Genomic DNA, 14,478 nt, shown 5'->3' with positions numbered 1-14,478 from the left:
ACCAAGGTCCGCATCCTCGAAGTGCTCATCAGCGAAGCCGACCGCGACCTCAACACGGCGGCCATCTGCGAGCAGGCTGGCATCGGGACGAGTAGCTTCTACAACCACATCGAGGACCTGCGGCGGTGGGAACTCGTCACGAAAACCCGGACGGTCGGGAACAGCCCGATGTACGAAATCAACCGCGAGAACAAGGCCGCCCAGAAGCTCGCGGAGTTCGACTGGGCACTCATTGAGTTTATCGCGGACAAAGAGGAAGCCGGCGAACTCGATGAGGACAACCGACCCGTCCTCGCCTGAACGCTCTCGCGCCTGTTGGAGGGTGACTTCATGAGAATCTCGCTGAAGTCACTGGAGCGTGAAGTACGTCAAGTAGTCACCCTGTAGCTACCGCCTACTGATCGAAACCTCTCCTTCATCGATCGTGGCGAAGCGAAGGATAGAGCGCTACAAGGGTTGCTGATGGCCTACTATCCGAGATGGCCTGTCAGGGGAATCTTTACGAAGTCGGGAGTGGTGCGTCCGTCACTGGACGCTCGTCAAGCCAGCGGTCGGAAGAAGGAGTGGGTTCAGTTGACTGTTCAACTGCCGTTCTACCGTAGCGGCGCTGGGACATCTGGACCTAGTAAGGGCGTTCTCGCGGCCGTTGTCGACGGCACGTTCCTGCTTCTGGTGGTAATTCTCGGATCGCTTGTTGCGATGGTCGCTGCGATTGTGGGTACGCTGGCTGGACTCGCTGGGGTGGTCAGCGGCAACTGAGGTTGTGTGCCGTCTTGGTATACTGATCGGCTTCAGCGACTACTCGCAGTTCATCGTGTCTCTCGATTCTAGCGATGCCCGGCGAATCAGGATCTACCACAGACGGTTGGTTAGCCAATCCCCACTGAAAGGGAATCCGGCAATTTATACAGAAATTTCATATCTGAATCAATATCACAATTACGAGAATTCAACTCCTGCCTAGTTTGGAACAGTTAATTTCGCTTCTCTGCCCGTAATATAGATATGATTAAATTTATTATGGGTGGATATGTGGTATGTATTGTCAGCCCATGACAACAATTGACGATGACGTCCTCGATCAGCTCATCGAGGAATACGGTCCGGAGATCGATATCGAATCAAAACCGGAGATTATTAGCGAAATTGTCGATGAAGTGCGGCCTGTTCCAGGCGAAGCCGAGGGTCTCGTTAGCGAGCACTACAAGGGAGGAACCTTCTCGAAGGACGGTTATACGAAAAATTACATCAGGGGATACGCGGTTGTGGATGAAATGGGCGAGGAGGCCGCTGAGTTCCTTGACGAAGCACAGCTTGCCATCGACCAGCGGATGCTTGAACTACTTCGTGAACAAGGGCGACCTGAATACAGTCGTAGAGAAGATGCCGAGTGATACGAACGGAAGACCAGTTTTTGACTATCTTCTACTGAAGCTTGCGTCTCGTTGCAATCTCGATTGCACATACTGTTACTGGTTCAAGGATCCAACGGTGCTTGAAAAGCCGCCGGTGCTAGAACCGGAGACTGAGCAGGCGCTGTGCCGAAAACTCGAATCCCATATCCAGGACTACGATCTTTCGGAGTTCACAGTCCTGTTCCACGGCGGCGAACCACTTCTGTTCGGGAAACCGCGGTTCGTTCACCTAATGGACGAGCTCGCAGCAATCGGCGAGCGGACGGACTGTCGGATCAATACGAGCATCACGACGAACGGGGCGCTGATTGATGAGGAGTGGGTGCGACTTTTCCGGATCTACGGCGTCGATGTCTCGGTGAGCATCGACGGACCGCCTGAGGTCCATGACGAGAACCGTGTCGACCACCAGGGAGAAGGGACATACGAGCGTGTTCGTAGCGGCATCGAGTGTCTACAGGAGCAACACGTCGATCCCTACTTGCTGGCGGTCTGCGACCCGACTAGTGACCCGGTCAAACTCATCAAGCATTTCGTCGAGGAACTCGGTGTTACTCAATTTGACGTGCTCGTTCCGGACGCGACTCACGAAGATGACCCCGCGTCGATTGCCGACTACTACAAGCAGCTCTTCGACTGCTGGTATGACGAATACGCGGATCACGGAGTCTCGATTCGGTACATCGAGGCCCTCCTCAAGTCAGTTCTTGGTGGAACTCCACAGTGTGAAGCGATTGGATACGGACCGATCCAACTAGTGACGATGCTCACCGACGGTACCCTGGAGCCACTCGATGTTCTGCGGATTGGAGGTGCTAAGAATACGGAGACTGACGTTTCGATCCACACGCACGATCTGCAGGATACTGCGGAGGACCCAACTTGGCAGTCCGCATACCGGGCATCGTTGACACTGGCCGACAAGTGCAAGGAGTGTCAGTATGAACAGGCCTGTGGCGGAGGATACCTCCCCCACCGATGGTCTCCTGAATCGGGTTATGACAATCCAAGCGTCTACTGCGAGGACCTGATGGAATTGTTCAATCACGTCTGGGACCGGATTGGTGACGACATTGTCTTCGTCGACGAAGATGGAACCCGCACGAGTCTCGACACAGCCATCACAGCCGAAAGGCAACAGTCGCAACACCCTCCAATGTGATCTTGAATTGCCTAGGAATCGGTTGATTATGACTGAGTGCCTTTTGCCTTGCTCAAAGGTTTTGCGCTCATCTCGATAGATCGTAACACCAATTCCGCTGGCGGATCACATACCGGCCAACGATGGACGAGGAGTCAGCCCGGGTCTTCCTTCCACCACGTGAGCGATGTTTTGAACGTCTCCGTCTCGCCCGCTTCGGCGAGACGGTGACGTGTGTCCATTGCGGAGATGACGCCGTCGTCAAACGCGGAACGACCGACAAGGACGCCCAGCAGTACTGGTGCAAGGAGTGCGAGACCTACTTCAGCGACCTCACGAAGACGATTTTCTGGCAGCACCGCTTCGGACTCGAAGAGATGTTCTACATCGTCAAGGAGATGCGATCTGAGCCGACCGCTCAGATCGCTCGAGATCTCGATCGAGACTACGAAGTCATCCTCAACTTCGTCCACAAAGTCCAGGACGTCAGCAGTGATATCGACGAGTTCGACCTCTACGATGTGTGCGAAGCTGACGAGGTCTACGTCACAGCTGGTGAGAAAGGAATCGAAGACGAGGACGGCAATCCACGCAAGCGCGGACTCAAAAAAAGGGACGCGGAACCTTCGCATCAGACAAACCGCCAGTCTTGACACTCGTCCGTCGGGATGACGGACGAGTTCGGTTCCTCGTCCGTGAGAACCTGCAAGATGCCGATGAGGACATCGCCGAGTACGGAGACGGAAGCGTCATTCTCTGCACCGACGGCTACACGATCTACGACGACATCGAGGACAAGGAGGGGGTGGACGGCCATCTGGCCGTCACCCACTCCGATACCTACGTGATCGGCGACGCCCACACAAACACGTGTGAGAACCGCCACAGCTTCCTTCACCAGTGGCTGGCGAAGTTCCGCGGTGTCTCGAAACATCACCTCCAGAAATACCTCGGCTTCCTCGGACTGAAACTCAACTCACCGAATGACTGGTTCGAGAAACTGCTGTGTTACGATGTATCGGGATGAGCGATTTCCCTTGTGCCGAGCACCTTCACAATATCGTGACCCGAGAAATCTCGCGTGCCCATCGTGTCTATTTCAGCACGTCGGGGAGTTCACCGCCTGTCTCGTTGTCCTCTGGATCAATCCCGAGTTCCCGTAGCTCGTCGTCAGTCGGCGACCGACCGGCATCTTCTCCGACGGCTTCGAGAACCTCGTCCAGCGCGTCAAGAGCGTCGTCCCTCGTTTCTTCCTGCGCGGTGAGACCGACCGTTTCCTCGTGGGCCGTCCACCACCCGTCAGGGTTCTCGGTCAGCGTGATCCGACGCTGTTCCGCGCTCATGATTCGTTCTTATCCGCTGTCGGCTTGTGTCTGTCGCCGGACTCGCATTCCATATTGACTCTCTGTAACCCCGTCCGAAACCGTCTTCACCATCTGATCCGCGGTCCTATCTATTTGTTGGCTTCCAAATCAAACACGTCGTCCAATATTTCGTCAATTTCGATGTCGTCAACCTCAATATCTTCTATCATATCTATTCCCTCTCGTTCTGTCATCTGTTCCTTGACCTGTTCCATGATCGCATTTGTAAGTTCACTACTCGCCTCTTGTACCGACGATTTAACTGGCGTAGTAACAAACATCTCGGGAACTTCGTGCGCGATTTCATCCAGTGCCCTCACGATCACTTTCCAGTATGACACTTCTCCCAACCCGAGCAAGGCAGCCGTTACTCGGTGCAACATTAGCGAGGTCAGCTGAGCCGGATCGGTAAACCCGACATTAGTGGGTCCAACTGATAGTAACTCGCCTTGCGTTTCCTCAGTTAATCCTAATCGGTACTGGGTCCCTTTCGATCCACCATGTATTGCGTTGCTTGCGAAAGCGTAGAATGGCATGAATTTCACAGTTCCAACCTCTCTTGCCACTGCTCTGCGCGAAGCATCACCGTCCAGATCCTGCTCCGCCCACCCGTAATTGCTGTCAAACGAATTTCCGTATTCAGACCTAAGTTCATTCATCTCTTCTCGCAAATCCTCAATCACACCGTCCTCCACTGGCGCAAATCCGAGATTCTCGTAGTACTCCTCGTACTCTTCTGCCTCTCGTAGTGTCTCTCTCACGCTAAACTTGAGGAATCGTTCTGCTGTCTCATTGCCGTGGTCAGCGATGAAGTCGGCTACAGTTCCTATTTCGAACAGTGCTCGCCACCGTGCCATTGCCCCGTCCGCGTAGCCGGCTCTGACTAACGTTAGTATCTCCTGCGCTATCTGACATGCCCGAGCGTGCAATCTGACAAGTGCCGAGTATTCGTATGATTTGTCTTCGTCATTTGGATACTTCAAATCATGATCGACCTTATACAGAACACCAGCCTGCTCATGCGCTAAGATTGCGAATTCCAGTGCTTCGAACGCCTCTCGCCATCGACTGTGTAACCGTTGATTGAACCCAGCCACCCGTACTCGGCGGTCAAAAAGCGCGGAATCGTGCCGCTCGGAGAGTTCACTAAGGAAAATATCCGTTGCCTCATCAAGCAAATCGTCATCCTGTTCTCCCTCGCTAAGATCAGTGCGTTCGATCGTTGATAGCATAGACGATGCGTACCAGCCTCCGGCCTTCCCTTGAGACATCATATCGAACTCATGTAGTTGTTGAATGTTCATAGCATATCGTCTGTCGTCTCTGCATTCCGAAGTGCTTCGAGCGTCGTGTACTGGAGTGACTGTGGATATTTCGTCTCGAACGGAACCGGATCTTCCAGTTCGTACAAACTACCGGATTCAAACCGGATCACCTTCTTGTCATCAGCTATCTTCGCCCGATCTACATACTCCTCTGCAGGACGAACCAATTCAGCTTCGTCTACTGAGATAACCTCCTTCATGGTAGCGAAGTACCGCACCTCACCCACGTCCCGAGTTACGTACATTGCCACGTGGTTGAACTCGTCCCCGACGCGAACATAGCCCCACGCATTGTTCTCCCTCATAAACGGTAGACCAGATTCCTTGACGGGGAACACTGCCACTTTTTCGTCACTCTCCCCTTCGATCTCTGCACGCTCAATTGTACCTTCGATGAAATTCTTGGATGATCCAATACCAGTCCCTCCGCTGCCACCTACTGACTGGCCTGAATCGCCACCGTTCGAATCTACCTCGGATTCGATGTCTTCAATCAACCTATCAATCATCTCCTTCGCCTGAGACTCAGCGAGCGAAGAAATCGTGTTCGAAATTCGATCGGACAGCAGGCTATCAATCTCGCTGGCTAAGTTGTCCTTCTCGGTTTCGAGCGTGGTCCGCGCTTCCCAAAGCTCGTTGATTCGTTCGAGAATCTCCCCCGATTCGCCGGATTCGATAGCACCCTCCGAAAACGCTTCCAAAACTCCCATCCTGTCCGGAAGATCCTGTAGTTCTACATCACCTACCTGCTGTACGTTGACGTTCGAAGCATCTACACGGCGCTGAAAGAACCTGTACTGTTTCCCGTTTGCAAGAATACCGTAGTTGACGTTCATGTTTGTCATATATGATGATAGTTGCTCGTCGTGATCTTCTGTCAGAGCTGTGTCAACCCCTTTCGCTTCCAGAAACGCGAGCGGCGTTCCCTCCAGAATGAGAGCATAATCGACCTTGTATGTCTGTCCGAATGCTTCGACCGGGTACTCAAGCTGCGTATTCGTCGGAATTTCCCACCCAAGCAGGTCCAGAAAATCACGCAGGACAGCGGCCTTCGTATTCGCCTCGTCCAACTGTGGAGACCCTTCGAAAACCGATTCAGAGCGTTGTATATAGTCCCGAACGTCCTCTCTGTTCATCTCTCTCTATCACGTTTTGCGGACACCATATGAATCCCTGTGGACGAAACCGATCCATCGGTCTCTCAAGTGATCCGTTCGATCACGAACCCTCCGAGAGCCGATCACCCACTCCCGGATGACTGGACACTCATCCCGGGCGTCGTCGACGTCAAAACGAACATCATCGACCACCCAGAGACGATCACAGATCGTCTGGAGCGCGTCGCGAGCGCGGTCGACGACGCACACCCCTAGTCGCTGCTCCGGACTGTGGCTTCGGCACCCAGGCCGGTCTCGGGATGGTTGCCCCCGAGATCGCGTGGGCGAAACTCGACGCGCTCGTCGATGGTGCCGAGATCGCGACCGATTAGCTGCGCTGATTGCCGTTTCTTGGACCGAGTAGCCGTACTCTGGGTTGTCGCATCTGGTGTGCTGTGGCAGAGGGCGGGGTGGTCCGTAAAAGTACTCGTCCTTATTCGATTAAGCACGAGTAACACGCCAAATCGATAATTCCGCCGATATCAGCCATTTCAAACGCTCAGCAACCAATATCGCCCCTAATAAATTATATAACGCTATAGAATATCGTCGAACGCGCCTGCCTCCTCAGCAGTGGCTTTGTCCGCGAAGATGGTCTCACTCGCGATGCCTTCGAGCTCATCAGCGTCCACCGCCTCTTCATCGAACTCAAGAGTAGTGGCTACCACATCTGGCAGTTCCGGACGGGAAGCATCCTCGTGACGCTGGATCCGCTCAGGTTTGACCGTATTGTCGTGGATAGCCCGGAGAACTGGCACCCCGCGCAGGTATTTGAACTCGTCCAATACCTCGATACCCCGTTCAGTCAGGCCGTAGAACTTGCTCGGCTGATCCCGTTTCCCTTCGTTCTCCTCAGCGACGTACGTCGCGATGAAATCGCGATCGCTCAGCACGTCGAGCTGGTCGAGGATCGCGGACTCGCTCTTCTGAATGTAGTACCCCAACTCCGTCAACGACATTAGGTGAGTTGGATGACCCAGAATTGCCTGGAGGATATGGTGACGGGTCTCTTGGGACAGTAGTTCGTGTATCTCACGCTGTGCCTCGAAGGGTGAAGCAGAGGTGGCGGACGGCGTTTCGCTCATATGCGTCGTTTAAAACTGCGGCGACATAATGGTTTGGCTATTCCAAGTGAGACATACTAGGTTGGTATATTCATAGATCGCCAAGCTATTCCGGAACAACTAAGGCCATATCGGGCCGATTCCGACCTCAATGCCCCCGTCGCCACCGGATGACGCAGCGCGCCTCAAACAGGCTCTCGACCGAGCGTTACAGGAGCCGTTGAGTGTTGCTGACCGCAAGCAGGCCATCGACTTCCTCCGAACAGAGGTGCCCGCTTTCGAGGTTTCCGGCCGGACAACGTACCTCGTGCTTGGCAGCTACCGCGACGGGTTCGAGCAGAACCTCCGACTCGTCCAGAGCGAGCTCAACAAGCGGACCGATACGTTCGCCGCGGTCGTCGGGGATCTCCGCGATCCGGAGTTCAACGAGCGGTCGGCGTTCGCGATCAAACTCCATCTCACCGCGACGTACGCTGACTGGGTGGTGGGCGTCTACGAGAAAGAATCCGGTGGCGAGAGCCCCGAACTCGGCGTCATCTATTCGCTCTACTTCAAGAAGACGCACGTCCTCCCGCGCGACTACGCGTGGATGACTGATGATCAGGTGGACAGTCCGAACGAGGTGCGTCGTGCTGCCCTCCAGATCTTCTTCAATGACGATCTCGACGACGAGGAGAAAGCGTCCGAGTTGGAAGGGTTATACCGGCTGGTCAAGGACCGCGATATCGACATCACACGCGAAGAGATCGCAGAGACGATTCGACAGCGCGAGCAAGCCGACGAAACCCCGGCCTCGTACAGTTGGGTCCACCTTAGTTTCTTCCGTGATTTTGAGCGAACCGGCCGATGTCATCCGTGGTTCACTACTCACGAGTTGCGAAGCCAAGCGAACACCGTTCCTGGTCCACGTCCACTCCAGTGGGAAGCTGACTGGGAGCCGGATGACGTTCTCTGACTTCATATCCAACCTCCTCACTGAGTGCGTTGATACCGCTCTCGAAGCGATTCACAGATAGCAGGATATAGCGGGAGGTGGATTCGAACCACCGATCTGCGGGATATGAACCCGCTGGAATATCTGGCTATCCCATCCCGCTGGCCGACACTCTTTTCGAGGCACGAATAACGGTTATGACCGAGATGCACCACCGAGCGAGAGTCATCTTCTCGCCACCCCTGCTACCGAGTTAAAGATGACCACCTTTTGACCAGTCTGGTCAGAAAGGCTCGTTTTTGACCATGCAAACAATCAGCATGGGCACTCTGTCGCCTTTGCTTTGGTAACCCGACACTGAGGCGTGGAGGATGACAAATCATCAAACGTAGTCGTCGTTAATCTCTTATTGCTAGTGTCCTTTCCAGTATTCCGGGGATAGACATATGAGAGATACCGCCTACGATCTTCATCTCGGCGACTATGCTCTTGTCAAATTGAGAGATGATGAGGAAATATCCGGCGAAGTCACAGCTATCGAAGGGGAGACCATCATCATCTCCAAATACGATCCTGATGGGGAAATCGTAGCCGAGCTTACGACGGAGGCCGAAAACTGCCGTCTTCATCCCAAAGGAAGAAAGCACGACAACTCAAATAATGACAAATTGAATCTGAAATCAGTCTCGCTTGGAAACGACACCAGTAAGAAGGCAGTGTCCAGCTTTATCGGTGTAGCTACACTAGGAAACGCAATCGTCCTCTTACTCGTTTTCGGATCGGGAATAGCAGCGTTTCTGTTTCCCGCTAATACCTATCGTTGGGTTGCCGCGCTAGTGATTGTCGGAGTAATTTGTGTGATGGTATGGCAAGTATGGACAACCCGAAAGCTACTGATCGCGTCGTAAAATTGTCCAACCCGATTTATCATTACATTTTTATGATTTCAGAAGATAGGCGATAAAGCAGTAAATTATCATTCCTCGTGGTATCAGGTCAGCTGCGTCCTTGGGATAGCCCCGACTCTTCTGTGGTGAGAGAGATGAATTCCAAGTCTTCGGTTGCCAGTAGTTCCTCGGCCCGATCGGTCACCGAGGGAGCAAAAATTCCCATCGCAGCGGAGTTCACACCAGCAAAGCAAGCGCCAGAGGAGACGGCGATGCGCGTCACGCGTAACGCGCTCGCCGTCGAGCAGCCGATCTGGATGATCGGCGACAGTGCGTGCGACACGCTTGACTGGCACGACCACCTGCTGGAAGCAGGGATCATGCCAATCGCCCCGTACAACCCACGAAATACCGACGATCCGCTCGATATCGAGTACAGGGTCGAAGACCGCATCGAAAAGCACAGCGAGGACGTTCAGCTCAAACGCTCGGTTTTAGATGAGACGTACAACCGCCGGACACAGGTTGAACGAACGAATGATGCGGTCAAGGACTGCGGCCTCGGGCCCGTCCGTGCCCGAGGCCGCGTTCATGCACGAGCGCAGGTGTTCCTCGCGCTGTGCCTTCGAGTCGTCATTGCGATCACCAACGATGAACGAGGAGACAACCCCGGCCGTGAGATACTCACCGCTTGAGATGGATTCTATGACACGCTCTGTACGTAGTGCTGTCTCAACAAGGTCGAGAAGCGCGACTCGCATAATCGACTTCTCGATTTTGTTTCCTCAAACTCATCACGGAGCAATCCCGTCACCGCCGTCTATTCTCTAATAAATAAGACACATTTAAATAAAACCAATTAATTATATATACCCGAGATTTTTGAGTTGATCACGAATCGCGTTTGGGAATTCATTTGCTGACATTTCAGAATCCGAAATTTGATCATATGTTTCAATATCAGTTCTAAACAACATAGAAGCCCATTCCGGTACTTGGGATTCGTCTATGCGTTCCTGCTGCCAGCATGATTTATGAAAATCAATGTCCAACGTTTTTGTAGCTCCAAGAGAATCCCAGAGATATTTTGTTTCATCTTTATATGCACAACGTTGCATTCGATCCCAATAGTCTATTTCATCTCTTTCTTTGGCCCTTTTTCTCACTTGTGGACTGCCACCGATTAATTCAGCTGCAATTGGTTCATTTTGGATTTTGTCCACTTTTCCGTCAGCTAACCCCATTATCAACTTGCCTAGTTGGAGATGGCTGACAAATCCGTCAATAACCGTACTATTATTTTTTGGTGGGTTTATAACGCACAATGGCACATGCAATAATCCTTCAGAGAGACTGCTCGCATGATTTAGCGTCCAATCATCCGCGGGATACGCAAGATTTTCCCCATGGTCGGCAGTAATCACGAATGTTGTTTCTCGGTCTGTCTGATTTTGGACAGTTGAAATAAATGAGCTGATTTTTCGATCAAGATAGTCAATTGCTGTCCGGTATAGTTCTCGATAATGTCTTATTCCATGTTTGCAATCACTAACATCATCATTTTGATTGAAAACAAGGTTCCATGCATCGAGATCATTAGATGACCAAGATAATGGTACATCATGCAAATTTTGATTGTGTCCCCAAACATGGTGGAGAGGACCATGTGCATCCATGAAATTTTGGAAGAGAAAAAATGGCTCCTCAGTAGTATCGATTTGTTTCAAGGACTCCTTTATAATCCGTGTTGCTCCATCGTCGACTGGCGTCGGAACTGGTGTGTGTCGTATATAACTCAAAGTTTTACCGAATATTCCATTAATGAGGCTTTGGATTGGGTAGTCATGTTGGAGTGCTGTCTGGATGAAGGCAGCGTACATCTGCCATCCTTCTGTGTTTTCTTCGTTCTTAAATTCTTTCACATTCATTCCGTCTTTAAATCGCTGTTGAGAGGCAATATCTATTTGCTTATCAAAGAATTTGTTAATGCCAAAAGAGCGTGTCAACCAGACATTTGCGCTGATATTCATAGTAACATGATCATCGAGATCAGTCAACCAGACATTTTCGTCATCTAACGTACTGAAATCTGAATTATAGGCATGAACACCGTGCTCGTGAGGTAATTGTCCTGTGAACATGCTTCCATGGCTGGGGACACTCCAGGAACTAGCTGCACGGCACTGATCGTACCTAAGGTCGGCCATTTCAAGAAGTGAATCTGCCATCTCATCAAAAAAATCTTTTCGAACTGTATCTAAGCAGATAAGTACAACATTTCGCTCTTCAGTCATTGATCCTCGGTTGTGGATACAAATGTAAATAGCTTCTCGTCTATTCTCAGCCGGAAATTTTGATGGACCGCAGTGACAAGATAAGATATGATCAAATCCAGAAATAAGATTTTCAGTTTGACGAAAGAACGAATCCGCAAGCAATTCGCGGATGAGGCTGTTTCGAAGGCGATCAAACGGCTCCATTGAATCACTAGACGGCGGCGTGATGGGGCGATAGATCGAAGAGCATTCGTGTTCGGTTAAGGAAAACCGAGAGCGCTCATGTGTAGCACATTGTTGATCTCAGAGAGCGGCTCGGACAGCGTGCTTGAGCGCTTTTCGACCGGATTGGTCGAATACCTCTCTGCGGAGCTGAAACGCTCGAAGATACTGAGTGAGCTTGTCTTTTGAGATGCCCCGATGGGGCGAGAGCCACGGGCGCAGCAGCGACCCGTAGCTCTCGCAGGTATTGACGTGAACTTCCCCGTCGACGTATTCACCATCTCCGTGGATGACGCATTCACGATCGAAAGCAGCGTCTTCCTCAAGCGGATCGTACGCCCGAAACCCGTCGGTATAGACAGTTAGCGACTCCTGCTGGCTTCCCGCCAGCAGGAGTCGAATCGTCGATTCGTTCGCCGTTTTCGCAGGCACCACGTAGCGCTGGCCGGTACCACGATCAACCAGAACGAACACTGGCGGCTTGTCGTCGTCATAGGTTCCCCGCCCGCGCGTGGACAGGCCACGCGAGCGCGACGGTTGGTCGCGCTCGCAGCCTTTCTTGCCAGCAGAGACGTACACTTCGTCGATCTCGACCGGTCCAACGAGATCAGGAGCGGGCGCGTCCAGCGCTCGCATGAAGCGCTGGACGCGCTGGTGGACGGTCTTGTAGGTGACGTCAATCTCTCGATGAAGCTGGCTGAGACTCGTGTTGAACCGCAAAACGCATAGATCGAGAACAGCCATTTCCGGAGCGCGATCTTCGAATGAGCGAAGATCGAATCTCCACGACGCGTGAGCTAGTAATTCGATTGCGGGAATCCCGATGAGCGTGAGTTAGTGCACTCGGTGCACTTGACTAATCGCGGCCATATCTTACGAGCCGCGCAGCAGAATAATCTGAAAGATTATTTGTGGAAACAACCCATTCCGTCTAATCGAAATCCGGTTGCCTGCTCTTGGTTTCACTGCTTAACCGAACACGAATGGTTCTCGGACCCAACAGTCACTATCTACCGTCTCTAACGTTTCATCGAGCAGGTCGCTGAGTGGCATGAACAACCAGCTCTTCGACCTGCTCGCTCTTAACTAGACAGCGCCTACTTCAGCCGGCTGTGTTATATATGACAAAATTAATCATTTATCCGATGGAATTGGAAAATAAGAAAAAACATCAAAAGGAAGTGTGTTAAGTGTTTGCTGTCGGATAGTCGAAGAAACCATTGTAATTCCATTATAAACCACCCCTCCAACACAAACAATTGCAATAAGACCAGTCACAGATTTAGGACTAACATATTGCTCAACAACTATTATGATACTACCCATCAAAATGGCCGCGATTGCACACCAAGCTAACGGCCGGTACGGAATGCGAATTTGAATTATTTGGGATAAGAACCACACATGTACGACTGTTTTTACCATCGCTGCAAGTGTTGTGCCAATTGCAGCACCAACAATTCCAAATCGGGGGATTAGCAACAAATTAAATACAATATTTGCCGCGACGCTCAGTAGTGTTATATATGCATCAAGATCAACACGCCCGACCGCATGCATCGGAGCGATCAAAATGACTACCAATGCTTTTTGCAACTTTTCTATCATAAGAATGGCTAGCACTACCGCGGCCATCGAGTAATTCACAGCAAAAAGAGTTGAAAGAATTTCATCACCTACGACGATGATGCCGACAAATGCGGGTATTTCAAGATAGAATGAGGGGACAACTGCTGATTCAATAAGTGACTCAATTCGTTCAAAATCACCATCTGCTCCCCATGTATTCGTCTGTGGAAATATTGATGTTCGGACAGCATTGCTCAATACCATTGAGGCCGTTGCGACGCGCCATGCAACCTCGTACGCACCGACAGCAGCTTGTCCAAGGAAGAACCCGAGAAGCAGGACATCTGCCCAGTTGTAAATCAGTCCTCCCACACTACCGATGGCAGCGAATTTCGAATAGCCAATCAACGAGCGCGTGTGTTCGATCGTCGGGCGTCCGATGGGTGAGTCAACGCGCCAGAGAGCGACGAAAACTATTCCCAGCAAACCAGCGGTGTATGAGTACAACAATGCCCATTCCCCAAAGCCAGCCCAGACCAAGATCGCACCCAATCCTGCCCAAACTGCGGTACGAAGTGGCTGGAAGATGGCTGTTTCACTCACTCGCTGTTCGCCTCTGAGAGTACGGTCACCCAACCTTCCCAACTCGTTCAGTAACAACGCAATCACGAGCAAGACCGCAACGTCGGCTCCGATATAGTCGGCAAGCCATCCTCGGAGTAGCAGGATCACGATACTCATGACCGCGAGCAGTCCGATCTTCACCGCAATCGCAGACCCAAGGATTGGTCCGGGATCTTTCCCCTCGCTGAGCCGTTTTTCAACCCCGACACGCACACCCAAGTCTGTAGGTATCGCTAGCATACTGAGGACGGATTGGAAGAGAAAATACATTCCCAAAGTAGCGGTTCCCAGTGTGCGAGAGAAGTACGCAACCGCGAAGAACGATAGAAGGTTGCGCGCAATAGTAGAAACAAAAACAGCAACCGTCGCTTTCTTCATCCCCATTTGTCTATGCTTCCCCGAGAGAGTAAGTAAATCCTTCCGATCGGGATGGGATTGTTTTCAATAAAATTCAAGCCAAAACGGCAACCAGTGCCACTTTACTGCGTTCAGGTGTATAG

The 14,478-nt window shown here is 51.8% G+C and carries 14 protein-coding genes, 1 tRNA gene and 2 pseudogenes; 9 read left to right on the top strand and 8 right to left on the bottom strand.

Annotated features, from left to right (window positions below; translation table 11 throughout):
* The 5 genes from PHA81_RS15840 to PHA81_RS15820 all read left to right on the top strand — a co-directional run.
* Window positions 1–300: winged helix-turn-helix domain-containing protein (locus PHA81_RS15840; RefSeq protein WP_273837561.1), on the top strand; the 300-nt coding region annotated here is incomplete at its 5' end.
* Window positions 301–462: 162 nt separating this feature from the next.
* On the top strand, window positions 463–759 hold the full coding sequence (locus PHA81_RS15835) for a hypothetical protein (protein ID WP_273837560.1): 297 nt from the start codon (window positions 463–465) through the stop codon (window positions 757–759).
* Window positions 760–1,052: 293 nt separating this feature from the next.
* Complete coding sequence (locus PHA81_RS15830; RefSeq protein ID WP_273837559.1) at window positions 1,053–1,394, top strand: hypothetical protein; 342 nt, start codon at window positions 1,053–1,055, stop codon at window positions 1,392–1,394.
* The gene (locus tag PHA81_RS15825; protein ID WP_273837558.1) at window positions 1,348–2,577 is read left to right on the top strand and encodes a radical SAM protein; all 1,230 of its coding nucleotides are present in this window, start codon (window positions 1,348–1,350) and stop codon (window positions 2,575–2,577) included. Before PHA81_RS15830 ends, PHA81_RS15825 begins: the two co-directional genes overlap by 47 nt.
* Window positions 2,578–2,699: 122 nt before the next feature.
* A protein-coding gene (locus PHA81_RS15820) for an IS1595 family transposase (RefSeq protein WP_273837557.1) occupies window positions 2,700–3,583 on the top strand; the annotation gives its coding sequence in 2 pieces (ribosomal slippage) (window positions 2,700–3,162 and window positions 3,162–3,583; 885 coding nt in all).
* A 67-nt stretch (window positions 3,584–3,650) separates the two neighbouring features.
* Here PHA81_RS15820 and PHA81_RS15815 read toward each other — a convergent pair.
* From PHA81_RS15815 to PHA81_RS15805, 3 genes are all read right to left on the bottom strand, one after another.
* Window positions 3,651–3,899, bottom strand: a complete 249-nt coding sequence (locus tag PHA81_RS15815; RefSeq protein WP_273837556.1) for a type II toxin-antitoxin system HicB family antitoxin — start codon at window positions 3,897–3,899, stop codon at window positions 3,651–3,653.
* 110 nt (window positions 3,900–4,009) lie between these two features.
* Complete coding sequence (locus tag PHA81_RS15810; protein ID WP_273837555.1) at window positions 4,010–5,224, bottom strand: DUF5677 domain-containing protein; 1,215 nt, start codon at window positions 5,222–5,224, stop codon at window positions 4,010–4,012.
* Window positions 5,221–6,381, bottom strand: coding sequence for a type I restriction enzyme HsdR N-terminal domain-containing protein (locus tag PHA81_RS15805; RefSeq protein WP_273837554.1), 1,161 nt, complete (start codon window positions 6,379–6,381; stop codon window positions 5,221–5,223). The genes PHA81_RS15810 and PHA81_RS15805 overlap by 4 nt, the downstream gene beginning before the upstream one ends.
* A 39-nt stretch (window positions 6,382–6,420) precedes the next feature.
* Here PHA81_RS15805 and PHA81_RS15800 point away from each other — a divergent pair, with 39 nt between their 5' ends.
* Window positions 6,421–6,618, top strand: coding sequence for a hypothetical protein (locus tag PHA81_RS15800; protein WP_273837553.1), 198 nt, complete (start codon window positions 6,421–6,423; stop codon window positions 6,616–6,618).
* A gap of 320 nt (window positions 6,619–6,938) precedes the next feature.
* Here the strand turns inward: PHA81_RS15800 and PHA81_RS15795 are convergent, their stop codons facing one another.
* Complete coding sequence (locus PHA81_RS15795) at window positions 6,939–7,487, bottom strand: hypothetical protein (protein WP_273837552.1); 549 nt, start codon at window positions 7,485–7,487, stop codon at window positions 6,939–6,941.
* Window positions 7,488–7,617: 130 nt separating this feature from the next.
* Here PHA81_RS15795 and PHA81_RS15790 point away from each other — a divergent pair, with 130 nt between their 5' ends.
* Window positions 7,618–8,421, top strand: coding sequence for a hypothetical protein (locus PHA81_RS15790; protein WP_273837551.1), 804 nt, complete (start codon window positions 7,618–7,620; stop codon window positions 8,419–8,421).
* 68 nt (window positions 8,422–8,489) lie between these two features.
* Here PHA81_RS15790 and PHA81_RS15785 read toward each other — a convergent pair.
* Window positions 8,490–8,563: transfer RNA gene (locus PHA81_RS15785), tRNA-Met, on the bottom strand.
* Between the two features lie 283 nt (window positions 8,564–8,846).
* Here PHA81_RS15785 and PHA81_RS15780 point away from each other — a divergent pair.
* Both PHA81_RS15780 and PHA81_RS15775 read left to right on the top strand, forming a co-directional pair.
* Window positions 8,847–9,308: a hypothetical protein gene (locus PHA81_RS15780; protein WP_273837550.1), complete on the top strand. Its 462-nt coding sequence runs from the start codon at window positions 8,847–8,849 to the stop codon at window positions 9,306–9,308.
* A 179-nt stretch (window positions 9,309–9,487) separates the two neighbouring features.
* Window positions 9,488–9,982: pseudogene (locus PHA81_RS15775) on the top strand (transposase); the annotation flags it as partial.
* A 168-nt stretch (window positions 9,983–10,150) separates the two neighbouring features.
* Here PHA81_RS15775 and PHA81_RS15770 read toward each other — a convergent pair.
* The 3 genes and pseudogenes from PHA81_RS15770 to PHA81_RS15760 all read right to left on the bottom strand — a co-directional run bounded on the left by PHA81_RS15770 (window position 10,151) and on the right by PHA81_RS15760 (window position 14,362).
* Complete coding sequence (locus PHA81_RS15770) at window positions 10,151–11,581, bottom strand: sulfatase-like hydrolase/transferase (RefSeq protein ID WP_273837549.1); 1,431 nt, start codon at window positions 11,579–11,581, stop codon at window positions 10,151–10,153.
* Window positions 11,582–11,866: 285 nt separating this feature from the next.
* Window positions 11,867–12,564 (bottom strand): annotated as a pseudogene (locus PHA81_RS15765) (IS1595 family transposase); the annotation flags it as partial.
* A 355-nt stretch (window positions 12,565–12,919) separates the two neighbouring features.
* Window positions 12,920–14,362, bottom strand: coding sequence for a flippase (locus tag PHA81_RS15760; RefSeq protein WP_273837548.1), 1,443 nt, complete (start codon window positions 14,360–14,362; stop codon window positions 12,920–12,922).
* Between the last annotated feature and the right edge of the window lie 116 nt (window positions 14,363–14,478).

This window comes from Halococcus sp. PRR34 (assembly GCF_028617175.1).
Classification (GTDB): Archaea; Halobacteriota; Halobacteria; order Halobacteriales; family Halococcaceae; genus Halococcus; species Halococcus salifodinae.
Note: the sequence above shows the minus strand (reverse complement) of the source record. Positions and strands in the feature narration are given on the sequence as shown.